24 protein-coding genes are annotated in these 24,524 nt (G+C 55.5%); 21 read left to right on the forward strand and 3 right to left on the reverse strand.

What is annotated here, in order from left to right; genetic code table 11:
- Nucleotides 1–99 precede the first annotated feature (99 nt).
- The 5 genes from PW844_RS21105 to PW844_RS21125 all read left to right on the forward strand — a co-directional run bounded on the left by PW844_RS21105 (nucleotide 100) and on the right by PW844_RS21125 (nucleotide 4,854).
- Nucleotides 100–1,095 carry a GntR family transcriptional regulator gene (locus PW844_RS21105; protein WP_299456056.1) on the forward strand — a complete coding sequence of 332 codons (996 nt, stop codon included), beginning with the start codon at nucleotides 100–102 and terminating at the stop codon, nucleotides 1,093–1,095.
- Nucleotides 1,082–1,777 (forward strand): creatininase family protein, encoded by a 696-nt coding sequence (locus PW844_RS21110; protein ID WP_299456058.1) that lies wholly within the window; start codon nucleotides 1,082–1,084, stop codon nucleotides 1,775–1,777. The genes PW844_RS21105 and PW844_RS21110 overlap by 14 nt, the downstream gene beginning before the upstream one ends.
- 35 nt (nucleotides 1,778–1,812) lie before the next feature.
- Nucleotides 1,813–2,865 (forward strand): ketopantoate reductase family protein, encoded by a 1,053-nt coding sequence (locus PW844_RS21115; RefSeq protein WP_299456060.1) that lies wholly within the window; start codon nucleotides 1,813–1,815, stop codon nucleotides 2,863–2,865.
- The gene (locus tag PW844_RS21120; protein ID WP_299456063.1) at nucleotides 2,865–3,629 is read left to right on the forward strand and encodes an SDR family NAD(P)-dependent oxidoreductase; all 765 of its coding nucleotides are present in this window, start codon (nucleotides 2,865–2,867) and stop codon (nucleotides 3,627–3,629) included. Before PW844_RS21115 ends, PW844_RS21120 begins: the two co-directional genes overlap by 1 nt.
- An 88-nt stretch (nucleotides 3,630–3,717) precedes the next feature.
- On the forward strand, nucleotides 3,718–4,854 hold the full coding sequence (locus PW844_RS21125) for a 3-phenylpropionate MFS transporter (protein ID WP_299456065.1): 1,137 nt from the start codon (nucleotides 3,718–3,720) through the stop codon (nucleotides 4,852–4,854).
- Here the strand turns inward: PW844_RS21125 and csiE are convergent.
- Nucleotides 4,851–6,119 carry a stationary phase inducible protein CsiE gene (csiE, locus tag PW844_RS21130; protein ID WP_299456067.1) on the reverse strand — a complete coding sequence of 423 codons (1,269 nt, stop codon included), beginning with the start codon at nucleotides 6,117–6,119 and terminating at the stop codon, nucleotides 4,851–4,853. The genes PW844_RS21125 and csiE overlap by 4 nt on opposite strands.
- A gap of 157 nt (nucleotides 6,120–6,276) precedes the next feature.
- On the opposite strand from csiE, the gene PW844_RS21135 reads away from it, so the two are divergent.
- A complete protein-coding gene (locus PW844_RS21135; protein WP_299456069.1) occupies nucleotides 6,277–6,903 on the forward strand; it encodes a DUF1007 family protein in 627 nt (208 codons plus the stop codon).
- Nucleotides 6,894–7,874 carry a nickel/cobalt transporter gene (locus PW844_RS21140; protein ID WP_299456071.1) on the forward strand — a complete coding sequence of 327 codons (981 nt, stop codon included), beginning with the start codon at nucleotides 6,894–6,896 and terminating at the stop codon, nucleotides 7,872–7,874. Before PW844_RS21135 ends, PW844_RS21140 begins: the two co-directional genes overlap by 10 nt.
- 35 nt (nucleotides 7,875–7,909) lie before the next feature.
- Here the strand turns inward: PW844_RS21140 and suhB are convergent, their stop codons facing one another.
- On the reverse strand, nucleotides 7,910–8,713 hold the full coding sequence (gene suhB / locus PW844_RS21145) for an inositol-1-monophosphatase (RefSeq protein ID WP_084876317.1): 804 nt from the start codon (nucleotides 8,711–8,713) through the stop codon (nucleotides 7,910–7,912).
- Nucleotides 8,714–8,832: 119 nt separating this feature from the next.
- On the opposite strand from suhB, the gene trmJ reads away from it, so the two are divergent.
- From trmJ to sseB, 5 genes are all read left to right on the forward strand, one after another.
- A complete protein-coding gene (gene trmJ / locus PW844_RS21150) occupies nucleotides 8,833–9,576 on the forward strand; it encodes a tRNA (cytosine(32)/uridine(32)-2'-O)-methyltransferase TrmJ (protein WP_084876316.1) in 744 nt (247 codons plus the stop codon).
- 133 nt (nucleotides 9,577–9,709) lie between these two features.
- Nucleotides 9,710–10,207 carry a Fe-S cluster assembly transcriptional regulator IscR gene (gene iscR, locus PW844_RS21155; protein ID WP_084876315.1) on the forward strand — a complete coding sequence of 166 codons (498 nt, stop codon included), beginning with the start codon at nucleotides 9,710–9,712 and terminating at the stop codon, nucleotides 10,205–10,207.
- A gap of 89 nt (nucleotides 10,208–10,296) precedes the next feature.
- The gene (locus PW844_RS21160; RefSeq protein WP_299456075.1) at nucleotides 10,297–11,469 is read left to right on the forward strand and encodes an IscS subfamily cysteine desulfurase; all 1,173 of its coding nucleotides are present in this window, start codon (nucleotides 10,297–10,299) and stop codon (nucleotides 11,467–11,469) included.
- Between the two features lie 69 nt (nucleotides 11,470–11,538).
- On the forward strand, nucleotides 11,539–12,825 hold the full coding sequence (gene pepB, locus PW844_RS21165; protein ID WP_299456077.1) for an aminopeptidase PepB: 1,287 nt from the start codon (nucleotides 11,539–11,541) through the stop codon (nucleotides 12,823–12,825).
- Nucleotides 12,826–12,877: 52 nt separating this feature from the next.
- A complete protein-coding gene (sseB, locus tag PW844_RS21170) occupies nucleotides 12,878–13,645 on the forward strand; it encodes an enhanced serine sensitivity protein SseB (RefSeq protein ID WP_084876312.1) in 768 nt (255 codons plus the stop codon).
- A 92-nt stretch (nucleotides 13,646–13,737) separates the two neighbouring features.
- On the opposite strand, the gene sseA is transcribed toward sseB, so the two are convergent.
- Complete coding sequence (sseA, locus tag PW844_RS21175; RefSeq protein WP_299456080.1) at nucleotides 13,738–14,580, reverse strand: 3-mercaptopyruvate sulfurtransferase; 843 nt, start codon at nucleotides 14,578–14,580, stop codon at nucleotides 13,738–13,740.
- A gap of 267 nt (nucleotides 14,581–14,847) precedes the next feature.
- Between sseA and ndk the strand changes: the two genes are divergently transcribed.
- The 9 genes from ndk (at nucleotide 14,848) to der (ending at nucleotide 24,505) form a co-directional block, all read left to right on the forward strand.
- On the forward strand, nucleotides 14,848–15,279 hold the full coding sequence (ndk, locus tag PW844_RS21180; RefSeq protein WP_007884899.1) for a nucleoside-diphosphate kinase: 432 nt from the start codon (nucleotides 14,848–14,850) through the stop codon (nucleotides 15,277–15,279).
- 169 nt (nucleotides 15,280–15,448) lie between these two features.
- Entirely contained in the window at nucleotides 15,449–16,618 is a 1,170-nt protein-coding gene (locus PW844_RS21185) for a bifunctional tRNA (adenosine(37)-C2)-methyltransferase TrmG/ribosomal RNA large subunit methyltransferase RlmN (RefSeq protein WP_084876310.1), read from the forward strand.
- Nucleotides 16,619–16,696: 78 nt separating this feature from the next.
- Nucleotides 16,697–17,431 (forward strand): type IV pilus biogenesis/stability protein PilW, encoded by a 735-nt coding sequence (pilW, locus tag PW844_RS21190; RefSeq protein ID WP_299456195.1) that lies wholly within the window; start codon nucleotides 16,697–16,699, stop codon nucleotides 17,429–17,431.
- Entirely contained in the window at nucleotides 17,421–18,461 is a 1,041-nt protein-coding gene (gene rodZ, locus PW844_RS21195) for a cytoskeleton protein RodZ (RefSeq protein ID WP_299456085.1), read from the forward strand. The genes pilW and rodZ overlap by 11 nt, the downstream gene beginning before the upstream one ends.
- A gap of 38 nt (nucleotides 18,462–18,499) precedes the next feature.
- Entirely contained in the window at nucleotides 18,500–19,621 is a 1,122-nt protein-coding gene (gene ispG / locus PW844_RS21200) for a flavodoxin-dependent (E)-4-hydroxy-3-methylbut-2-enyl-diphosphate synthase (protein WP_084876307.1), read from the forward strand.
- 106 nt (nucleotides 19,622–19,727) lie between these two features.
- Nucleotides 19,728–21,002, forward strand: coding sequence for a histidine--tRNA ligase (hisS, locus tag PW844_RS21205; protein WP_299456090.1), 1,275 nt, complete (start codon nucleotides 19,728–19,730; stop codon nucleotides 21,000–21,002).
- Nucleotides 21,003–21,041: 39 nt separating this feature from the next.
- On the forward strand, nucleotides 21,042–21,659 hold the full coding sequence (locus tag PW844_RS21210; RefSeq protein ID WP_084876305.1) for a YfgM family protein: 618 nt from the start codon (nucleotides 21,042–21,044) through the stop codon (nucleotides 21,657–21,659).
- Between the two features lie 19 nt (nucleotides 21,660–21,678).
- A complete protein-coding gene (bamB, locus tag PW844_RS21215) occupies nucleotides 21,679–22,860 on the forward strand; it encodes an outer membrane protein assembly factor BamB (RefSeq protein WP_299456093.1) in 1,182 nt (393 codons plus the stop codon).
- A gap of 154 nt (nucleotides 22,861–23,014) precedes the next feature.
- Nucleotides 23,015–24,505 carry a ribosome biogenesis GTPase Der gene (gene der, locus PW844_RS21220; RefSeq protein ID WP_299456095.1) on the forward strand — a complete coding sequence of 497 codons (1,491 nt, stop codon included), beginning with the start codon at nucleotides 23,015–23,017 and terminating at the stop codon, nucleotides 24,503–24,505.
- Nucleotides 24,506–24,524 lie beyond the last annotated feature (19 nt).

The following is a 24,524-nucleotide window of genomic DNA, read 5'->3' on the forward strand; positions in this document are numbered from 1 at the left end:
AAAAAGTTATTTTATGATTATTTTTTGCGTTAACGACTTGCGTTGATGTAAAAAACAGCATAATTGTATTAATAGACCAGTACACTTTCAGGGTAGGTAATGGAATTCCACCTCGACCGAGAATCTTCGATCCCGCTGGGGGCGCAGTTACGCGGCATCATTGAATACGCCATCACCTTTGGTGCGTTAAAGCCCGGCGAGCAGCTGCCTTCGGTGCGCGAAATGGCCGATTTGGTTGGTGTCGCGCCGATGACGGTGGCGCAGGTCTATCGCGAATTAAGGGCGGCGGAGCTGGTGTACAGCAAGCCAGGTGCCGGAACCTTTATCGCCGATGCATCGCTGTTGCTCGGGTCTTCAGAGCATGATGTCAATGAGTTGCATCAGCACCTGGATGCCTTTATCAATTGCGGCATGTTGATGGGGTTGAGTGCCGCCGATCTCGGTGCGCTGGTCAGCAGCCGTTATGGCGAAAAGCAGCGTCAGCTCAAGAAGAAAACCGTCTTTTTCATTGGCAATTTTATTGATGCGGCGCGTGATTACGCACAGTGCATCGCGGAAACGCTGGGTGACATCGCGGCGGTAGAAGCGACGACCCTCACCGATTTGAAACAGGATGAGGTTCTGCGCCAGCGAGTGGCCAGCGCCGATTTGCTGCTGACTTTTGCCCATCGTCGGCGTGAAGTCAGCGAACTATTTACGGGGCAGCCGTTGCTGAACATCAGCTTTATTCCGTCCGAAGCCACGCGCCGCGCGCTGGCTTCGCTCGAACCGCTGACCCGCACGCTGGTGGTATCGATTTTTCCAGAATTTACCGCGCTGATGACGCATGGCGTGGCGCGCTTTGCTCCACACGTCACTCAGGTCACGGTGGTTCACAGCGATGATCCCCGGCTTGGCGAATTATTAAAAGAGACCGATGCCCTGGTGTACGCCACCGGCGTTCAGGAACTCACCGCCCAGCTGGGAGAAAAACAATCTTCTTTTGAATACAGGCATGTACCTGATGCAGGAGAAATCCAGCGGGTTGTTGTCCCGTTGCTGCAGCAGGAAATTTTACACGCGTCCAACACCGGGGACCGTAATGAAGATCAGTGAAATGAACTGGCAGCAATTAGCACACTATCTGACCACTGACGATAGGGTGATTGTGCCGCTCGGCAGTACCGAGCAGCATGCGCTGTTAAGCCTGTCAGTGGATTCGATTCTGGCAGAAAGAGTGGCAACCGAGGCCGCAGAGCCTTATGGCATTCCTGTTTTTCCCGTGATGCCTTTTGGCATGACACCCGCGTTTAGTGATTATCCCGGCACCATCAGCCTCAGCATGCAAACCTATATCTGCCTGCTGAATGACATCCTCAATAACCTGAAGCGGCAGGGGTTTCGGCGCATTCTGTTTATCAATGGTCACGGCGGCAACTCACCGGCGCAAAACATTTTCAGCGAATGGATGGTGAACAACCCGGGGGTGACGGTGCAATTACACAACTGGTGGAATGCGCCAAAAACCTGGGCAAAAGTCATGTCCATCGACCCGATAGCTTCGCATGCATCGTGGATGGAGAATTTTCCGTGGACGCGTTTGCCTGGGGTGACACAGCCTGAGCAGCAGAAGCCGCTGGTCGATCTGGTGACGTTGCGCAAAATGGACCCGATACGCGCCAAAGCCTATCTCGGTGATGGCAACTACGGTGGCTATTATCAGCGTGCCGATGAGGAAATGCTGGCGATCTGGCAAACCGCGCTGGCAGAAATTCGCGAGATTATTGACGCGCTTTAGTGTGCTGAGGCGCAACTTTCCCGGAGGAAAAACCGATGTCAGCTGTCACTCAGCCGCAAACGCCTGCTCCGCTGGTTATTTGGGGGGCGGGAGCGATTGGCGGCGCAATAGGCGCTTCATTTATCGACGCCGGACAGCCGGTGATTTTTGTCGATAACGTCGCGGAACATGTGATGGCCATCAACCAGCGCGGCTTGCGCATCACCGGCCCCCTCGGCGACAAAGTGGTGCAGGCGCAGGCTTTTCTCCCTGAACAACTTGAAGGCAGTTTCCGCTGCGTGCTGCTGGCGGTGAAATCACATCACACTGCGGCGGCCATCCTCCAGATTGTGCCGCATTTAGCACCCGACGGCTTCGTGGTCTCGATGCAAAATGGCCTCAACGAACGGGTTATCGCCGACGAGATTGGCATCGAACGCACCGTGGGAGCTTTCCTTAACTTTGGTGCAGACTTCCTTGAACCCGGCGTGATTCATCACGGTGGACGCGGGGCGGTGGTGATAGGGGAGTTAGACGGCGTCACGCGACCGCGTACCGCAACGCTCTACTCGCTGTTGCAGCAGTTTGATGCTGCGGCGATCCTGACCCCGAATATCTGGGGATTCCTGTGGGCGAAAATGATTTACGGCGCGTTGCTGTTTGCCACTGCACTGTCCGACGACAGCATCGCCGATGTGCTGGCGATGCCGCGCTTTCGTCCGGTGCTGACGGCACTGGCGCGGGAAATTGGCAGCGTGGCGCACGCGCAGAATATCGTACTGGAAGGGTTTGATGGTTTTGACCCTTCGGCGTTTTTACCTGATGCCAGTCCTGAACACACTCGTCAATCCTTTGAGGATATGGTGGCGCACAACCGGCGCTCGGCCAAATCCCACTCCGGTATCTGGCGAGATTTGGCGGTGCGGAAACGTCAGACTGAAATTGACGCGCAGATTGCTCCGGCTATTGATATTGGCCGTGGATTTGATCTGCCGATGCCCCTCACTACGCAACTGGTCCACCTCATTCATCGGATTGAGCGCGGCGAGCTGCCGCAGAGTCTCGCGACGCTGGCGTTGCTGGAAATTAACGAAACGGGAACCGCCTGATGCAAAACCCTTTTGATTTTTCGCAACGCCAGGTATTAGTGACCGGTGCAGCGCACGGATTTGGTAGGGCCATTTGTCTGGCCTTTGCGGCGCGCGGCGCGCGGGTGATTGCCTGCGATATCCAGAAAGAGCAGGTCGAAGAGACGGCGGCGTTGTGTGGCAACAATGCGCTGGCTTTCGCGCTCGACCTGAGTTCGCCCGAGGCAATTAGCGCGCTGTTTAGCTCGCTCGCATCACAGCAGGTTGATGTTGATACACTGGTTAACAATGCCGGTGGTGTCGTCGGTCAGGTGGGGCAGCCGCTGGAAACGGTGACCTTTGCCCAGTGGCAGGCGATTGTGGCAGTCAACCTGAATGCGGCCTTTTTGATGTCGCAGGCGGCGGTCAGCGGCATGAAAGCCCGCCGTTTTGGCCGCATCATTAATATTTCCAGCCGCGCCGGGCTGGATGTCAGCCTGACCGGTATTCAGGCTTATGCCAGCGCCAAAGCCGGGCAAATTGGTCTGACGCGTCAGCTGGCCCACGAATTGGGCGCGTGGAACATCACCGTTAACAACGTGGCGCCGGGCTTCATTCGCAGTAACCCGACGACGGAAAAGCAATGGGATGCGCTGGGCAGTGAAGGTCAGCAGCAGTTGATCGACAATATCGCCCTCCGGCGGCTGGGTGCGGCAGACGATATTGCTCACGCGGTGCTTTATTTTGCCTCTGACTGGGCGAACTGGGTGACAGGTCAAATCCTCAGCGTTGATGGCGGCAGATAATCCGCCTTTCTATTCCTTTTTCTGCCTGGCTCTGACAAAGTACCGCACAAAATTATTAGATCGGTATCGATTACCCTGCGGAGCCAATATGACCCTCGGATCGGCAAAGTGGCTGGGTCTCAGCTACTTCACCTATTTTTTCTGTTACGGCATCTATCTGCCATTCTGGAGCGTGTGGCTCAAAGGCATCGGACTGGATGCTGAGAAGATCGGTCTGATGATCGGTTGCGGAATGGTGGCGCGTTTTGTCGGCAGTTTGCTCATTGCCTCGCAGGTGAAAACACCTTCCCATTTGATTCGTGCGCTGCGTCTGCTGGCGCTGATGACCTGCCTGTTTGCGCTGGGCTTCTGGCTTGGTGGCCAGTGGCTGTGGCTGCTGCTGGTGATGATCGGTTTTAACCTGTTCTTTTCTCCGCTGGTGCCGTTAAGCGATGCGCTGGCCGCCACCTGGACACAACAGATCGGCCTTGCCTATGGCCCGGTACGCTTATGGGGTTCACTGGCGTTTGTCATCAGCTCCGCGCTGACAGGGATGCTGGTCAGCGCCTTCTCATCGCAGGCGATTCTGCTGCTGTTATCTGTCGGCGTGCTGTCGATGCTGGCTGGTATGATGCTGCCGCCGCACACCCGTCCACAGGGGGATGCCCGCCACGGTGCAAGTGGTGGCTGGTCTGCCTGGCGTGATTTACTGCGGGAAAATGCCGTCTGGCGTTTTATGTTATGTGTCACCCTGATGCAGGGAGCGCACGCGGCGTATTATAGCTTCAGCGCCATCTGGTGGCAGGAGGCAGGCTATTCCGCCGCCATCGTCGGCTATCTCTGGTCACTGGGGGTGGTGGCAGAAATTGTGGTCTTCGCGCTCAGCAATCGCCTGTTCCGCCGCTGGACCGCGCGCGACCTGCTGCTGCTATCCTGCGTTTGCGCGCTGGTGCGCTGGACGCTACTCGGTTCCAGCACCGCACTGCCACTGTTGATCGTGGCGCAGATTCTGCATTGTGGCAGTTTTACTGTCTGCCATCTGGCGGCGATGCGCTTTATCGCCGCACGTAAAGGTGCCGAAGTCATCCGCCTGCAATCGCTTTACTCGGCGCTGGCTATGGGCGGCGGCATCGCGGTGATGACCATGATTTGTGGCGTGCTGTTTACTCACCTGCAGGGACATCTGTTCTGGGTGATGGCGCTGGTGGCACTGCCGGCGCTGTTTCTGCGTCCACGTGCGGCTTAAGACTCCAGCAACTGACGGATGCGGCGCTGCTGGTACTCGCTCAGCGGCAGCTCCGCATGAATTAAGGTTGGTGAAAACAGCGGCAACGAGGTTGCATACGGAGAGATCACCAGCGCGATATCACGCGGTGCGCCGTGCTGCTGAAACTGCTGCATGTCCTGATAAGTAATGTTGATTGGCAGCAGCGTCAGTTCGCGAATGTGCTGCTCCAGTAATTGTTCCAGGCTGGCATCTTCGCCAGTCAGCATCAGGACCTGCTTCTCCTGTAATGCGTTCTCCTGCATCAGCCACGCACCGAACAACACTGCCACCAGGCTCACCTCTTCGGCGCTGAAACGGGTAGCAAATTGCTGCGCAAAGTCATCCAGCGCCTGTTCAGTGGTACGCAGCAGGCGTGGATAGAGCCGTGCGACATCCAGCGCCACGCTGTTATCAATACCGATGGCAAAATGGCTGCGGTCCAGCGCCTGTGCCAGATGGGTAAAAAGCTGTTGTTTTAACTCTCCCGGATAATTGATACGTGTCTGTGCCAGCTGTTCAAAACGGCTGATCAGCGCTTCAATTGCCTGCATCAGGATTTGCGCCTGCGGGTGCTGCAACTGGTTGCCGTCCGGTGCGTGGATCAGGCTAAACAGCAGTGTCCAGAAATCGGCCTCGCTGGCATCCGGCACCAGATGGCACCGTTTTTGCCAGTGATGAATCACATCGTCCGCAGCTTCCCGCTCCGCCTTCTCCGCCAGCCAGGCGCGCTGCGCAGGGTTAAACAACGCGTTCTGGCGCTGGCACAGGGCATACTTCATAAAGATTTGCAGAAACAGCCGATCGCGCTGACTGAAGTTGCGATTAAGCCGCAGGCTGCAATGCTGAATCAGCGCCTGCAAATTGGTCTCATCCCACAACGCTTTTTCAATCTTCAGCACTTTCAGACGTTGGCGCAGCACCGGGGAAAAGTGTTCACAAACAAAATCCTGCGACAGGCGCAATGCGCGTCGCAACCAATGAAGCAGGCATAAGCGCCTGTCCAGTTCCGTTCCATGTACGCGAAAGCTGCCATCAACCATCTGGTGTAGCTCCAGTTGATGATAACGCTGTATCTCGTCACTGACATCCGCGATATCCTGTCGGGCGACAACAGGGTCCACGCCATTTAACTGGCAGAGCTTTTCAAGCGTCAGCGCGGGAGCGGGCAGAAATAGCAGCAGTAGCAGATGGCAACGACGTTGGGAACGGCTGAAGAGTGGTGCAGAAGAGGACGCAGAACTCATCAATGGTCATTCCAGCAGGTCATTTTTGAGCTAAGAATAGTCAACTCCACACGGTAACCCTGAACTTTGTCCTGACTTTTACTCAGAGCTTCAAAGCGGGTCACAGTTTTTCTGGACCACTGGAATCTGCACCTTTTAATTGTTACTTTATAACATTATGAAAATCGCGCTTTTTACCCTGATGCTGCTGTTTAGTGGCGTAGCCTGGTCACATCCACATAGCTTTATTGATATGAAAACTGAGTTGGTCACCGAAAATGATCATCTGACCGGATTAAAAATGGTCTGGACGATGGACGAAATCACCTCCGCCGATCTGCTATATGATGCTGGTAAAGCCGAGCCGGGTAGCGTGGTGTGGAAAAAACTTGCGGCGCAGGTGATGGCTAATGTGCTGGGGCAGCACTATTTCACCGAAGTGTGGCAGGGGAAAAACCGGGTGAAATTCCTCAACCTGCCGAAGGAATATCAGCTATCGCGCAACGGTAACAAAGCGGTGTTGGAATTCATTCTGCCACTGGGGGAGCCGCAATCCCTGAGCGCGAGCCAGTATCGTATCCTCACCTTTGACCCAAGCTATTTCGTTGACATGTACTACGACAATGCGCAGGCGCTGACCATGCCGGATGCGCTGAAATCGCGCTGCCAGCTGGATCTGCATACGCCAAAACCTGACGACTCGCTGAAACAGTATGCACTGTCGCTCGATAAAGCCGATGCTCCACCCGAGGATATGGATCTCGGGCAGCAGTTCGCGCAGACGGTGACGCTGACATGTCATTAATTTCACTGCCTTCCCGTTCACGTCATTTATGGCCATTGTGGCTGCTGGCGCTGGTTTTGCTGCTGGCAGGGGGATTGCTGTGGCAATTCTGGCCGCAGATTTTGCTGCAAAGTGTCATCTGGCAAAAAGTGCTGAACCGCGAAATGACGCAACTGCTACAGCAGGTGGCTGAACAGCCACATCAGGCCGGTTTTACCCTGATGTTATTCAGCCTCGCCTATGGCGTGTTGCACGCGCTGGGTCCGGGACACGGTAAAGTGGTGATCAGCACCTTTCTGGCGACTCATCCGGCACGCTTAAAAACCAGCATGAAGCTGACGTTACTGGCGGCGCTGTTGCAGGGGGGCGTGGCAATCGGGCTGGTGACGGTGATGCTGGTAGTGCTACAGACATCCTCGCGTGAACTGCATCTCGGCAGCTACTGGCTGGAGAAGGGCAGTTATCTGCTGGTGATGGCGCTGGGCGTGTGGGTTGGCTGGCGTGCGCTACGCTCGCTGTGGGCAGCGTTAAAGCCTGCGCCCCGTATGCAGATTCATGCCATCCGGCCACATCATCAGCATGATGAACATTGTGGGTGCGGCCATGCGCATCTGCCTTCTCCCGCGCAGATGGAGCAGGCGGTGAGCGGCAAAACACAGGCATTGGTGGTGTTCTCGATGGGATTACGACCCTGTTCCGGTGCCATCATGATGCTGTTATTTGCCAAAGTGATTAACGTTTATGCCTGGGGTGTGGCATCGGCTGTTGCGATGGCGATGGGCACCGCAGTCACCGTCTCGGCGATGGGCTTGCTGGTGCAGCGTTCGCGTAAACTGGCAGAAAAACTCGGCAGCGCCAGTCCGGCAGGTAGACAGGCGAAAGTCCTGATGCCGATGCTGGCATTGTTTGGCAGTGTGATTTTGCTGATGGCGGGTGCGGTGCTGTGGCAAAGCGCACAGCCAATGATGAGCAGTGGCCTGCGGCCGTTTTAATGTCGCGGCGCGATACATTGCGCCGCAACCAGAGATTAACGCTTCAGCGCTTCGCTCAGTTCTTCACGCATGTTGGAAAGCAGTGCTTTCACGACGCGCGGGTTACCGGCCACGATATTACCGGACATCAGGTAGCCATGGCCGCCAGTGAAGTCAGTCACCAGACCGCCCGCTTCACGTACCAGCAGTTCACCGGCAGCGAAATCCCATGGCTTCAGGCCAATTTCGAAGTAGCCATCAACACGGCCTGCGGCTACGTAAGCCAGGTCCAGTGCGGCAGAACCGGTACGACGGAAGTCAGCGCACTGGGTGAACAGTTTACCCACCAGATTGATGTAGGTTTGGGCATGCTGCTTCAGTTTGAACGGGAAACCCGTCGCCAGAATGGTGCCATCCAGATCGCGAGCGGTGCTACCGCGCAGGCGGTAACCGTTCAGCTGCGCGCCCTGACCACGTACGGCGGTGAACAGTTCGTTGCGCATTGGATCGTAAACCACAGCAACTTCGGTGCGGCCTTTGATGCGCACAGCGATAGAAACTGAGAAGTGGGGGAGGCGTTTGATAAAGTTAGTGGTGCCATCCAGCGGATCGATTACCCATTGAATGTCCTGATCGTCGCCCGCCAGTTCACCGCTTTCTTCGGTGATGATGGTGTGTTGCGGGTATGACTTGCGAATCACTTCGACAATCAGACGTTCTGCGTCGCGGTCAACATTGGTGACGAAATCGTTGCTGCCTTTCTGGCTGGCTTCGACAGCGTCCGGGGTTTCATAATTTTTTGCAATTAAATTTCCGGCCTTGCGCGCAGCGCGCACGGCGATGTTGAGCATCGGATGCATCGGTATCTCTCGCTGGATGTTAAAGAACAGGGAAAACGGCGCGGAGTATAGCAGCGCATTCGGTAAATGTCCTGCTTTTATGTTAGGATCGCGCCATCATTTTCTTACCTGCTCCTATTATGCTGCAAAATATCCGAATTGTACTGGTTGAAACCTCCCACACCGGCAACATGGGCTCGGTGGCCCGCGCTATGAAAACCATGGGCCTGAGTAACCTTTACCTGGTCAACCCGCTGGTGAAGCCTGATTCTCAGGCAATCTCACTGGCTGCGGGTGCCAGCGACGTGATTGGTAATGCGCAAATTGTCGATACGCTGGATGAGGCCATCGCAGGTTGTAGTCTGGTGGTTGGCACCAGCGCACGTTCACGTTCGCTGCCGTGGCCGATGCTGGATTCGCGTGAATGCGGCATCAAAAGCGTCGAAGAGGGCCAGCAGGCACCGGTTGCGCTGGTGTTTGGTCGCGAGCGCGTTGGCCTGACCAACGAAGAACTGCAAAAGTGCCATTATCATGTGGCGATTCAGGCTAACCCGGAATACAGCTCGCTGAACCTGGCGATGGCGGTGCAGATCATCGCGTATGAAGTGCGCATGGCCTGGCTGGAAGAGCAGGAGAAGGCCACACCGAAGCCGCAGTTTGAAGAATCCCCTTATCCGCTGGTGGATGATCTGGAACGCTTCTACCAGCACATGGAACAGATGATGCTGAACAGCGGCTTTATCCGTGAAGGCAATCCCGGCCAGGTGATGAGCAAGCTGCGTCGTCTTTATACCCGTGCGCGCCCGGAGCGTGATGAACTGAATATTCTGCGCGGTATGCTGGCGTCGTTCGAAAAACGTAAAGGTAGTGAGGGTAATAGTTGAGTAAATTGCTCAGTTAAATAGTTGAGCAAATTACTCGGTTAAATAGTTGACCAATTTACTCGGGAATGTCAGACTAGCGGCCATTCATCAGATACCCGCCGATAACCGACGGACGCTTACGAGGTTGTATGCTATGAGACTGACATCCAAAGGACGTTATGCCGTTACCGCTATGCTGGACGTTGCCCTGCACTCGCACGAGGGGCCGGTGCCGCTGGCTGATATTTCTGAGCGTCAGGGCATTTCGTTGTCCTATCTGGAGCAGTTATTCTCGCGTCTGCGTAAGCATGGTCTGGTTGCCAGCGTGCGTGGTCCGGGCGGCGGTTATCTGTTAGGTAAAGATGCTGGCGCGATTGCCGTTGGCGCGGTGATCACCGCGGTTGACGAATCCGTTGATGCCACCAAATGCCAGGGTAAAGAAGGTTGCCAGGGTGGTGAACGTTGCCTGACTCACGTGCTGTGGCGTGACCTGAGTGAACGCATCAGCGAATTCCTCAACAACATCACGCTGGCGGAACTGGTTAACAATCAGGAAATTCTTGATGTGGCCGATCGTCAGAATGCTATCGACAATCGTCGCTTCCAGAATCACCGCGTGCAGGAAACCATCAACGTTAATCTGCGTGCCTGATCCTGCCTCCTTCGGCCTTTCCTGCTAACGCAGGGAGGGCCGAATCATGCTATAAAGTCGTATGATTTTTTATACGGAGCTTTAGCGCAATGAAATTACCGATCTACCTGGATTACGCGGCCACCACGCCAGCGGATCCGCGTGTTGCCACCAGAATGATGCAGTTCCTCACCCTGGATGGCACCTTCGGTAACCCCGCTTCCCGTTCTCACCGTTTTGGCTGGCAGGCTGAAGAAGCTGTCGATGTCGCTCGCAACCAGGTTGCCGAGCTGGTCAATGCCGATCCGCGTGAAATCGTTTTTACCTCCGGTGCCACCGAAGCTGACAACCTTGCGATCAAAGGCGCCGCCCTGTCGCATCAGGCGCGCGGCAAACATATCATCACCAGTCAGACCGAACATAAAGCGGTGCTCGACAGCTGCCATCAGCTGGAGCGCGAAGGCTTTGAGGTCACCTATCTGCAACCCGGTCACGATGGCATCGTCACGCCAGAAATGCTGGCTGCGGCGTTACGTGCTGACACCGTTCTGGTCTCGCTGATGCACGTCAACAACGAAACCGGTGTGATTCAGGATATCGCTGCACTCGGTGCCCTGTGCCGTGAGCACGACATTCTGTTTCACGTTGATGCGACGCAAAGCGTCGGCAAACTGCCGATTGATGTCAGCACATTGCCGGTGGATTTGATGTCTTTCTCCGCGCACAAAATTTACGGTCCGAAAGGCATCGGCGCGCTCTGGGTTCGCCGTAAACCGCGTCTGCTGATTGATGCGCAGATGCATGGCGGTGGTCACGAGCGCGGCATGCGATCTGGTACCTTGCCGGTACATCAGATTGTTGGCATGGGCGAGGCCTATCGTATCGCGCGGGAAGAGATGGGCACGGAAGTTGCACGCCTTGCGGCGTTACGCCAGCGTTTGTGGCAGGGCATCAGCGCACTCAGCGATGTGACGCTGAATGGTTCCCTGGAGCAGGGCGCACCCAATATCCTCAATATCAGTTTTGCCCACGTTGAAGGTGAATCGCTGATTATGGCGCTGAAAGATCTGGCGCTGTCGTCCGGTTCTGCCTGTACCTCGGCCAGCCTCGAACCCTCTTATGTGCTGCGCGCCATGGGCGTTGAGCAGGAGCTGGCACACAGCTCGCTGCGTTTTTCGCTCGGACGCTTTACCACCGAAGAGGAAATTGATTACGCCATTGAGCTGGTCAACAAAGCGGTAACCCGTCTGCGGGCGTTAATGCCTGCGGCCAATACCCGCTAACTTTCTGTTAAACAGCATCATTCCGCTGGTCTGGCGGAAGGTGATAACTCACGCATACGGAGCCACGCGATGACAACACAACCAATGACAATTACGCTCAGCTCCCAGGCCGCCGATGCGCGCTGGGGTGACAAAGCGTTGCTGAGCAGCAATGACAGTGGCATGACCCTTCACCTCACCGGCACCGATGTGCTGCTGAGCATTCAGCGCGCGGCGCGCAAACTCGATGGCCAGGGCATTCGCCATGTCGCCTTAAGCGGCGAAGGCTGGGATCTGGAAAAATGCTGGGCATTCTGGCAGGGCTACCGTGGTCCGAAGGGCACGCGTCAGGTGGAATGGCCCGCGCTGAGCGAGCATGAGCAGAGCGAATTTGATCGCCGCCTGAAGATTGTTGACTGGGTGCGCGACATCATCAACTTACCGGCAGAAGACCTCAGCCCGGAACAGCTGGCACATGGCGCGATTGACCTGATCTCTGATGTGGGAGGCAATGCCGTAAGCTACCGCATTACCAAAGGTGAAGATCTGCGCGAGCAGGGCTACCTGGGTATCCATACCGTGGGCCGTGGTTCAACCCGCCCGCCGGTGCTGCTGGCACTGGATTACAATCCCGGTGGTGATGAAAATACCCCGGTATATGCCTGCCTGGTGGGTAAAGGCATCACCTTTGATACCGGTGGTTATAGCCTGAAGCAGAGCAGCTTTATGGACTCGATGAAGTCCGACATGGGCGGTGCTGCCACCGTCACAGGTGCACTGGCGCTGGCCATTTCCCGTGGGCTGAACAAACGCGTGAAGTTGTATCTGTGCTGTGCTGACAACATGGTCAGCGGCAATGCCTTCCGTCTGGGCGACATCATTCGTTACCGCAATGGCAAAACCGTTGAAGTGATGAACACCGATGCGGAAGGACGCCTGGTACTGGCCGATGGCCTGATCGACGCCAGCGCACAAAATCCTGAGTTGCTGATTGATGCGGCGACACTGACCGGAGCGGCGAAAACCGCGCTCGGCAATGATTACCATGCGCTGTTCACTTTTGATGACGTGCTGGCTCAGTCGCTGCTGGGCAGTGCCGCCGGTGAAAACGAAGCGTTCTGGCGTCTGCCGCTGGCGGAATTCCACCGCAGCCATCTGCCGTCAAACTTTGCCGATCTGAATAACATCGCCAGCCCGGCACACTCTGCGGGTGCCAGCAGTGCAGCGGCGTTCCTGTCGCATTTTGTCAGCAAATATCAGCAGGGCTGGCTGCATATCGACTGCTCAGCAACCTATCGCAAAAGCGCGGTGGAACAGTGGTCAGCTGGCGCAACCGGCCTCGGTGTGCGTACCATCGCGAATCTGTTGCTGAAATAATCCTGATGACGGCAGGCGTAAACCTGCCGTCTTTTTTTGGAAAAACCAAACCATGAGTAACCGTCTTGAAGAGGTGCTGAAGCTGGCGGCCACTGAGCCTGCGCACCGTCCGGAATTTTTTCAGCTGTTGCTGGAGGCTGATGTCTGGGTGCCGGGTGAAAGCAGCGCGCAGCAGTTCGATGCCACCACACCGATTGATTTGCAGCACTGGGAAAAGGAAGAGGGCGGTAGCGTCATTCCGTTTTTCACGTCTGAACAGGCGATGAGTGAAGCGATCAAGGATGAACAGGCTTACCTGCGCTTGCCCGCGCGGACGTTGTTCGAAATGACGCTGGGCGAAACTCTGTTTCTCAACCCGAAGCTGCCGGTAGGGAAAGAGTTTTCAGCCGGTGAGATTGCCCATCTGCTGGGCGAAGAGGGTAGTGCACTTAGCCAGCAAACGGTGCTGGAAGGCGGCCATGCTTTGCTGCTGTCTGAAGTCGCTGAACCACCCGCTCAGATGATCGACTCGCTGACGCAGTTGTTCGCTAAGTATAAACAGGTACGCCGCGCGTATATTGCCAGCATTCGTGAACAGGCGGGCGATGCACCGAACCTGCTGATTGGCATTGAAGCGGATAGCGATATTGAACAGATTATTCAGGCGGCAGGCAGCGTGGCGACTGATACGCTGACGGATGATGCACCGATTGATCTCTGTGAAGTGGTGAGCGGCGAGCATGGCGTGAGCCATTTCTTTACCGCCCATATCACACCTTTTTATGAACGTCGCTGGGGCAGTTTCCTGCGCGATTTCAAAGGCAGCCAGCGGATTATCTAAAACTGCACTGAATCGTAGCGGCGCGATTTATCGCGCGTTGTTATTCCGGCGCTGTTGCCAAAGGCGCATGATAAATCGCGCCGCTACGGTTATTACTTCTCGATAGGGAGGTCGTCGCGGCTGCCCCATTCGCCCCAGGAGCCGTCATACAAGGCGACATTCCGCACGCCGAGCGACATCAGCGCCAGAATCACCACCACCGCCGTCACTCCCGAACCGCAGCTGGCAATCACCGGTTGATCCAGTTTCACGCCCGCTTTATCAAACTCGCTGCGCAGTTCAGCCGCAGGCTTGAGTGCGCCGTTAACCACCAGATTATTCCACGGCACGTTGAGGCTATTGGGGATATGCCCACGAAGCAGGCCGGGGCGGGGTTCATCCACTTCAGCGTTAAAGCGATTGGCCGCACGGGCATCGACAATCTGCGCTCCCCCTTCATGGCTTACCAGCAGTACATCGGTCAGACGTTTCACCTGGCTGGCGTCGTACTTCGCGTCAAATTCCCCTTCCGCCAGCGAAACCGGACCATTGGCAATGGTAAAGCCTGCCGCTTTCCAGCCCGCCAGGCCTCCCGCCAGAATTGACACATTAAGGCAGCCAAAAGCACGCAGCATCCACCATGCCCGGGGCGCGGAGAACAGGTTACCCTCGTCGTAGACCACCAGGTGCTTATCCTGGCTGACACCCAGCTCGCGCATCGCGACGGCAAAGGCTTCGGCACGCGGCATCATATGCGGGTAGGGGCTGGTGTGATCGGAAAGGGCTTCAATATTAAAGAAGGGGGCATCAGGCAGATGGCCTGCCAGATACTCGGCCTGGATATCACGCACGGCTTCCTGACCAGGTGGCAGCATACGGGCATCCAGCACCTGCAGGGTTTCCTCGGTGTAATGTTCATTTAACCAGTCAGCGGATACAAACAGGGGAGCTGTCATAGCAACCTCTTCTCATCAATCAGGAAAGCCTTCAGTGTCCGGTAATGTGCAGGCTATCTCAAGGGCTGATAAGGCGAAAGTTGAAGATGGACATCAGGATATGGCACATTTTTAAACGGTCTGCCCCGACAGAAATCAATTATTTTCAATAATTCCTGCGATCGGCAATAGGCAACGCCCGGCGATGTCCCTATAATCGCCCCGTTTTCTTACCGGGCAGGTTCCCGGTTTCTTCAGAATGGCTATGCCGTAAAAACAGAGGTCAACATGGCAATCGAACGTACTTTCTCAATCGTTAAACCAAACGCCGTCGCTAAGAACGTGATTGGTGCTATCTACAACCGTTTTGAAAGCGCGGGCTTCAAAATCGTTGGCGCAAAAATGCTGCACCTGACCAAAGAGCAGGCTGAAGGCTTCTACGCTGAGCACAAAGGCCGTCCGTTCTTTGATGGTCTGGTTGAATTCATGACCTCTGGTCCGGTTGTGGTTTCTGTTCTGGAAGGTGAAAACGCTGTTCAGCGTCACCGTGATCTGATGGGTGCAACCAACCCAGACAACGCGCTGGCTGGTACTCTGCGTGCTGACTACGCTGATAGCTTCACCGAGAACGCGACCCACGGTTCTGATTCTGCAGAATCAGCTGCCCGTGAAATCGCTTACTTCTTCGCTGAGAACGAAGTCTGCCCGCGCACTCGCTAAGGTGACGAAAGGTTTACACCTTTTAACCTGGCGTAAACCGTTCCCCCTGGCATCATGCCGCAGATGTAGTACAATTATGCGCCCTTGTTGAGCTCACTCAGCAAGGGCGCAGTTTTTTTCCTATTCTTAACCAGAGCCATAACGTGTAACAACGAGGCCAGAGAACATTATGTCCGAACAGATTGTGACGCCGTCGTCCGCTTCCCCCGTGGTTGTTTCCCCAAAAAACGAAAAAATTAACCTGCTGGATCTTAACCGTCAGCAGATGCGCGAATTCTTTGTTTCGCTCGGTGAAAAGCCCTTCCGCGCCGATCAGGTGATGAAGTGGATGTATCATTACTGCTGCGATGATTTCGAGCAGATGACCGACATCAACAAAGTGCTGCGTGGCAAGTTGATGCAGCTCACTGAGATTCGCGCGCCGGAAGTGGCGGAAGAGAAACGTTCCAGTGATGGCACCATCAAATGGGCGATTCGCGTCGGCGACCAATTGGTCGAAACTGTGTATATCCCGGAAGATGACCGCGCCACACTGTGCGTCTCTTCGCAGGTAGGATGTGCGCTGGAATGCAAATTCTGTTCGACGGCGCAGCAGGGTTTTAACCGTAACCTGCGCGTTTCGGAAATCATCGGCCAGGTGTGGCGCGCGGCGAAAATTATCGGTGCGGCCAAAGTGACGGGTCAGCGTCCGATCACCAACGTGGTGATGATGGGCATGGGTGAGCCGTTGCTTAACCTCAACAACGTGGTTCCGGCCATGGAAATCATGCTGGATGACTTCGGTTTTGGTCTGTCTAAGCGTCGCGTCACGCTGTCGACCTCCGGCGTGGTTCCGGCACTCGATAAACTGGGCGATATGATTGACGTTGCACTGGCTATCTCGCTGCATGCCCCAAACGACACGCTGCGTGACGATATCGTACCGATTAACAAGAAATACAACATCGAAACCTTCCTCGGTGCGGTGAAACGTTACCTGGAGAAATCCAATGCCAACCAGGGACGCGTCACGATTGAGTACGTGATGCTGGATCATGTTAATGACAGCACAGATGATGCCCATCAACTGGCCGAGCTACTGAAAGATACGCCGTGCAAAATCAACCTGATTCCGTGGAACCCCTTCCCCGGTGCGCCTTATGGCCGTAGCTCCAACAGCCGTGTCGATCGCTTCTCTAAGGTATTGATGGAATACGGTTTCACCACCATCGTGCGTAAAACCCGTGGTGATGATATCGATGCCGCCTGTGGTCAGCTGGCTGGTGATGTGATCGACCGTACCAAGCGTACGATGCGTAAAAAGATGGCCGGTGAAGCCATCTCTGTGAAGGCGCTCTGAAAGTCAGCGCCTGGTGATGTTCACCGGGCGTAACTCGTGTCAGTCTCTCCCGCCTGAATGATTCAGGGAGAATGGATGATGAGTAAGGGATTACCGGCAGTATTGCTGGCAGGCTTTGTTGTAACCGGGTGTGTCAGTGAACCCACGCGTCAGGGGGCTGCAGATATTCGCCTGCAGCTGGGATTGCACTACCTGGCGGTGAAAGATTTTTCGGCAGCGCAGCGCAATTTGCTGCGAGCACAACAGGCTGCGCCGCAAGATTATCGGGTACCGCTGGCGCTTGCGCGCGTGGCTCAGGCGCAGCAGAATATCGCGCAAACACGTTGGTACTACCAGCGTGCGCAACAACTGGCCCCGGCCAATGGTTATGTGGCTAACAATTACGGTGCGTTTCTCTGCGGTTTGAGGCAGTATGACGAATCGCATCAACAGTTTAAGCTGGCAGCTGATGCGCAGGACCTCGATGCCCGTCAGGATGCATTGTTGTTTTCGGGCTATTGTTACCTGCAGGCTGGCGATTATGCCGCTGCACGGAAGCAATTAACTCACGCACTGGATGCCGCACCGCAGCTGGGCAATCAACTGCTGACGGAAGCGGAAAAGCAATCTGAACAGCAAGCGTGGGACAAGGTTTCACTGCTCTTAGAGATTTACCACCATAAGCTGCCCGCCAGTGCCGACAGCTTAGGGTTACAGATACGTTTCGCCGCGCAACAGGGAAACGCTGCTGACGTTACACGTTATGGCGACCGGTTGGCGCGAAGTTTTCCACAATCGATACAGTACCAGCGTTATTTAGCTAATGAATACTGAAGCCACTCAAGAGAAATCTGCAGTACATTCCACAGGTGAACGCCTGCGTCTGGCCCGTGAGCAGATGGGGCTGACCCAGCAAAACGTCGCTGAACGCCTGTGCCTGAAACTTTCAACCGTACGCGACATTGAAGAGGACAAATCGCCTGCTGATTTAGCTTCGACTTTCCTGCGCGGTTATATTCGCTCCTATGCCCGTCTGGTTCATGTACCGGAAGATGACCTGTTGCCGATGATGGCAAAACAGGCACCGGTTCGTGCGGCCAAAATCGAGCCTATGCAGAGCTTCTCGTTGGGTAAACGACGCAAGAAACGTGATGGCTGGCTGATGATCTTCACCTGGCTGGTGATCTTCGTGGTGATCGGTCTGACCGGTGCCTGGTGGTGGCAGAATCATAAAGCCTCACAGGAAGATTTGGTGTCGATGGCTGACCAAAACGGCAGCAACAGCGGTGACAACAGTCAGTCGATTCCGCTAGGTGATAACAGCAGCAACGACGCACCCACTGATGCCGACACCAACGCCGCAGGCACGCCGATCGATAACGGTGCCGGTGCGGTAGATACCCCGAATAACAACACCAGCGCGCCTGCCGCTAGCAGCAATGCGCCTGCTGCGGCCAGCAGTGCACCCGCTGCGCAGAGCAGCGACAATGCCGTGGTCGCGCCAAGCCAGGCACCGGTTGATAGCACGCCACCTCCGGCGACGTCTCCTGCCCCGGCGAATAGCGTTGCGGGTCAGTTGCCGACCGGTAGCGCAGGCGTCAGCCAGACGTCAGCCGATCCTAATGCGCTGGTGATGAACTTCAATGCGGATTGCTGGCTGGAAGTCACCGACGCCAGCGGTAAAAAGCTGTTCAGCGGCCTGCAACGTAGCGGCGGTAAACTGAGTCTGTCTGGTCAGGCTCCGTATCGTCTGAAAATTGGTGCGCCAGCCGCTGTCCAGGTGCAATATCAGAATCAGCCCGTTGATTTAAGCCGTTTTATCCGTAATAACCAGGTTGCCCGTCTGACAGTCGGTGCGCAATAACGCGCATCGCGCTTGCCGGGCAATTGTGGAGAGAGAATATGCATAACGAAGCACCCATTATCCGTCGCAAATCAACGCGGATTTACGTCGGCAAGGTGCCAGTTGGCGACGGTGCGCCTATTGCCGTTCAGTCGATGACCAACACCCGTACCACGGATGTTGCCGCCACGGTCAATCAGATCAAAGCGCTGGAGCGCGTCGGCGTCGATATCGTCCGCGTCTCAGTGCCGACCATGGACGCGGCTGAAGCTTTCAAACTGATTAAGCAGCAGGTTAATGTGCCGCTGGTAGCGGATATTCACTTTGACTATCGCATCGCGCTGAAAGTCGCCGAATATGGCGTAGATTGTCTGCGAATCAACCCAGGCAACATCGGCAATAACGAGCGTATCCGTCAGGTGGTGGATTGCGCGCGTCACTACAATATTCCGATCCGTATCGGTGTGAATGCCGGTTCGCTGGAAAAAGATCTGCAGGAAAAGTACGGTGAGCCAACGCCGCAGGCGCTGCTCGAATCCGCCATGCGCCATGTGGATCACCTCGATCGTCTCAACTTTGATCAGTTCAAAGTCAGTGTTAAAGCCTCCGATGTCTTCCTTGCGGTTGAATCCTATCGTCTGCTGGCGAAAGCCATTGATCAGCCTCTGCATCTCGGCATCACAGAGGCGGGTGGCGCGCGCGCGGGTGCAGTGAAATCCGCCATTGGTTTAGGCTTGCTGCTGTCAGAGGGGATTGGCGATACGCTGCGTATCTCGCTGGCCGCCGATCCGGTGGAGGAGGTCAAGGTGGGTTATGACATCCTCAAATCCCTGCGCATCCGTTCCCGTGGTATCAACTTTATTGCCTGCCCAACCTGTTCACGTCAGGAGTTTGACGTGATTGGCACGGTAAACGCACTGGAAGAACGCCTCGAAGACATCATCACGCCGATGGATGTCTCGATCATTGGCTGCGTGGTCAACGGTCCAGGCGAAGCCACGGTATCGACGCTGGGCGTCACCGGTGGTAACAAGAAAAGTGGTTTCTACGAAGATGGCGTGCGCCAGCGTGACCGTCTCGATAACCAGGACATGATCGACCAGCTGGAAGCGCGTATCCGTGCTAAGGCATCAATGCTGGACGAAAGCCGCCGCATTAACGTGCAGCAGCTGGAAAAATAAGGGAAGGTGCGCGTCAGCCGCGTGCCAGTTTGTGATTGAACCTGTGCGGTTTCATCCTCATAAGGTATGATGCCGGACAGGTTTTTTTGTCTTAAGAGATTTTAACGTGGCGAAGAATATTCAAGCGATTCGCGGGATGAACGATTACCTGCCGGCGGATACCGCGATCTGGCAACGTATCGAAGGCACGCTCAAGCAGGTGCTGGCCAGCTATGGTTACAGTGAAATCCGCCTGCCGATCGTTGAGCAGACCCCGCTGTTCAGCCGCGCGATTGGTGAAGTCACCGACGTGGTTGAAAAAGAGATGTATACCTTTGAGGATCGCAATGGTGAAAGCCTGACGCTGCGTCCGGAAGGGACTGCAGGCTGCGTGCGCGCCGGTATCGAACACGGTTTGCTCTACAACCAGGAGCAGCGCCTGTGGTACATGGGGCCAATGTTCCGCTACGAACGTCCGCAGAAAGGCCGTTATCGCCAGTTCCATCAGATGGGTGCGGAAGTCTTCGGCCTGCAGGGACCGGATGTTGACGCTGAACTGATCATGATGACCGCGCGCTGGTGGAAAGCACTGGGTATTGCCGAGCACGTCCAGCTGGAACTGAACTCGATTGGTTCACTCGATGCGCGTGCTAACTACCGTGACGCCCTGGTGGCTTTCCTCGAACAGCATAAAGAGGTGCTGGACGAAGACTGCAAACGCCGTATGTACACCAACCCGCTACGCGTACTCGATAGCAAAAACCCGGATATTCAAAAGCTGCTGAATGATGCGCCGACGCTGGGTGACTTCCTTGATGAAGATTCCCGCGCGCACTTCAGCGGCTTGTGTGCTCTGCTGGACGATGCCGGTATCAGCTACACCATTAACCAACGTCTGGTGCGTGGTCTCGACTATTACAACCGTACCGTGTTTGAGTGGGTGACCAGTGCGCTCGGCTCTCAGGGCACCGTGTGCGGTGGTGGCCGTTATGATGGTCTGGTTGAACAACTGGGTGGACGTCCGACGCCAGCTGTCGGTTTTGCCATGGGTATGGAACGTCTGGTGCTGCTGGTGCAGGCAGTTAACCCGGAATTTGAACCGACGCGCATTGTTGATGTCTATGTTATCGCTTCGGGGCAGGGCGTGCAGTCCGCTGCGATGCAACTGGCGGAAAAACTGCGTGATGCTGACCCACAGCTGAAGCTGATGACTAACTTCGGTGGTGGTAACTTCAAGAAGCAGTTTGCCCGTGCAGACAAGTGGGGCGCGTGCATTGCGCTGGTGCTGGGCGAAGATGAAGTGAAAACCGGCCAGGTGGTGATTAAAGACCTGCGTACCGGCGATCAGCAGACGCTGGCCCAGAGTGAAGCCAGTGCTACGTTGCGCACGTTGTTGCCGTAAGCGTAGCATCGCAACAGCCATTTTTAAGAGAGGGATTGCGTGGAAGTTTACAGCAACGAAAACGAACAGGTTGATGTGCTGCGTCGCTTTTTTGCCAACAATGGCAAAGCACTGGCGGTAGGCGTTGTCATCGGTATCGCAGCATTGGGCGGCTGGCGTTTTTGGGCCAGCCATCAGGCCGGTGCCGACAAAGCCGCCTCAGCGCAGTATCAGCAGCTGACCAGCGCCATGCAGGCTGATAAGCCGCAAACGCTGGAAGCTGTTGCCAGCTTTGCCAGTGAAAACAATAACACCTATGGTGCGCTGGCGTCGCTGGATCTGGCTAAACAGTATGTTGAAACCAATCAGCTGGACAAAGCTATCGCTCTGCTACAGAGCGGGCTGAAAGACACCAAAGATGCCAATCTGCAGGCGGTGATTAACCTGCGTCTGGCACGCATTCAACTGCAACAAAATCAGGCCGATGCCGCACTTTCTACCCTCAACAATGTTAAGGGTGATGGCTGGACAGCTATCGTAGCGGACATTCGTGGCGAAGCACTGCTGAGCAAAGGCGACAAGCAGGGCGCGCGTGATGCCTGGAGCAAAGGTGCGGAGTCACAAGCTTCTCCGGCCCTGAAGCAAATGCTGCAGATGAAGATGAATAACTTAAGTTAAGCCAGTCAAGAGAGCGCACATGGAATTACGTAAATACCTGCTGCCAGGGCTGATTTCAGTCACTCTGCTCAGCGGTTGCTCGCTGTTCAGCGGCGAAGAAGATGTAGTGAAAATGGCCCCGCTGCCGAAAGTAGAAAATCAGTTTACGCCGCAAACCGCGTGGAGCACCTCCGTGGGTGATGGTGTCGGCGACTTCTACTCCAACCTGCATCCGGCCTGGCAGGATGGTACTGTCTACGCTGCTGACCGCTTTGGCGTGGTGAAAGCCCTCGATGCCAGCAACGGCAAAGAAAAATGGAAAGTGGACCTCTCTGAGAAGACCGGCTTCTTCTCGAAAAATATTTCAGCACTGCTGTCGGGTGGCGTTACCGTAAACGGTGACCGTCTCTACATCGGCAGTGAGCGCGGTCAGGTGTTTGCACTGAACACCAGCGATGGCAGCATTGCCTGGCAGACCAAAGTGGCGGGTGAGGCGTTATCACGTCCGGTCGTCAGCGATGGTCTGGTACTGATTCACACCAGCAACGGTCAGTTGCAGGGGCTGGATCAGGCGAGCGGTGCGATCAAGTGGAGCGTCAACCTCGATATGCCAGCGTTGTCACTGCGCGGTGAATCAGCTCCGGCGGTTGCCTTTGGTGGTGCCATTGTTGGCGGCGACAACGGTCGCGTCAGCGCGGTGATCATGAACCAGGGCCAGCTGATTTGGCAGCAGCGTATTTCGCAGCCGAGTGGTGCCACTGAGATCGACCGTCTGAACGACGTCGATACCACGCCGGTTATCGTCAATGGTGTGGTTTATGCGCTGGCCTACAACGGTAACCTGACGGCGCTGGATCTGCGTTCTGGTCAGATCCTGTGGAAGCGCGAAATTGGCGGCGTGAAAGATCTGATCGTTGATGCGGGTCGTATCTACCTGGTAGATCAGAATGACCGTGTCGATGCGCTGAATGCCGACGGTGGCGTAGCCATCTGGCGTCAGAGCGAGCTGTTGCACCGTAATCTGACTTCACCGGTGCTGTTCAATGGCTACCTGGTGGTGGGCGACAGTGAAGGTTATGTACACTGGATTAATACGCTGGACGGCCGCTTTGTGGCACAGCAGAAACTCGACAGCTCTGGCTTCCAGACCGAACCGGTGGTGGCGGGTGACAAGCTGCTGATTCAGTCGAAAGACGGTGAGGTTTACGCCATTACCCGTTAAGGGCTAAGCCTGGCTGTAGGTTGCGACGGCTCCTGATTGTTCAGGGGCCGTTTCGTTTTTATGGTATTCTTAGCGCCTTCAGCCTGAACCTTACGGTAAATGTCGTTATACTCACGCCATTCGGGCGATTCATTTTTAAACTGAGGCAAGTGTTATGGTACCTGTGGTCGCGCTGGTTGGGCGTCCCAATGTGGGGAAATCCACGCTGTTTAACCGCTTAACGCGCACCCGTGATGCGCTGGTGGCGGATTTTCCTGGACTGACTCGCGATCGCAAATATGGTCGCGCCGAAGTGGAAGGGCGCGAATTTATTGTTATCGATACCGGTGGTATTGATGGCACTGAAGAAGGTGTAGAAAATCGCATGGCAGAGCAGTCACTGCTGGCGATTGAAGAGGCCGATGTTGTGCTGTTTCTGGTGGATGCCCGTGCGGGTGTGATGCCAGCTGACCAGCAGATAGCCAATCACCTGCGTTCACGTCAAAAAGCGACCTTCCTGGTGGCGAACAAAACCGACGGTCTCGATCCGGAAGCAGCTGTGCTGGATTTCTACGCCCTGGGACTGGGTGAGATCCACGCTATCGCCGCTTCGCATGGTCGTGGCGTGACCTCGCTGCTGGAAACTGCGTTGCTGCCGTGGATGGATGTCGTTGCGCCGCTGGAAGTCAGCGAAGAAGACGAAAACGAAGCCTACTGGGCAGCGTTAGCGGCAGAAGAGAACGGCGAGGAGCTGATCGATGAGGAAGAGGACGATTTCGATCCGACCACTTTACCGATCAAACTGGCGATTGTCGGACGTCCTAACGTCGGTAAGTCAACGCTTACTAACCGTATTCTCGGTGAAGACCGTGTTGTGGTTTACGACATGCCGGGCACCACACGTGACAGCATTTACATCCCGATGGAGCGTGACGATCGTGAGTATATTCTGATCGACACCGCCGGTGTGCGTAAGCGTGGCAAGATCACTGATACCGTTGAGAAGTTCTCGGTGATCAAAACTCTGCAGGCGATTGAAGACGCCAACGTCGTGATGCTGGTGATCGATGCGCGTGAAGGTATTTCCGATCAGGACCTGTCGCTGCTTGGCTTTATCCTGAATAGTGGGCGCTCACTGGTGATTGTGGTTAACAAGTGGGATGGCCTGTCGCAGGAAGTGAAAGATGAAGTGAAAGAGACGCTGGATTTCCGTCTCGGCTTTATCGATTTTGCTCGCGTTCACTTTATTTCGGCACTGCACGGTAGCGGCGTAGGTAACCTGTTTGAATCGGTCACCGAAGCTTACGATTGTTCCACCAAACGTGTGAACACCTCGATGCTGACGCGCATCATGAACATGGCAGCCGAAGACCATCAGCCACCGCTGGTGCGTGGTCGTCGCGTGAAGCTGAAGTATGCGCATGCTGGTGGTTACAACCCACCGATTGTGGTGATTCACGGTAATCAGGTGAAAGACCTGCCGGATTCCTACAAACGTTATCTGATGAACTACTTCCGTCGTTCGCTGAACGTGATGGGTACGCCGATTCGTATTCAGTTCAAAGAGGGTGATAACCCGTACGCAGGTAAACGTAACCTGCTGACGCCAACTCAGCAGCGTAAGCGTAAGCGTCTGCTTGCGCACCTGAAAAAGAACAAGAAATAAGATGATGGGGGCCAGAGTG

Origin of the sequence: Pantoea sp., assembly GCF_028283705.1 — a bacterium.
Classification (GTDB): Bacteria; Pseudomonadota; Gammaproteobacteria; order Enterobacterales; family Enterobacteriaceae; genus Pantoea.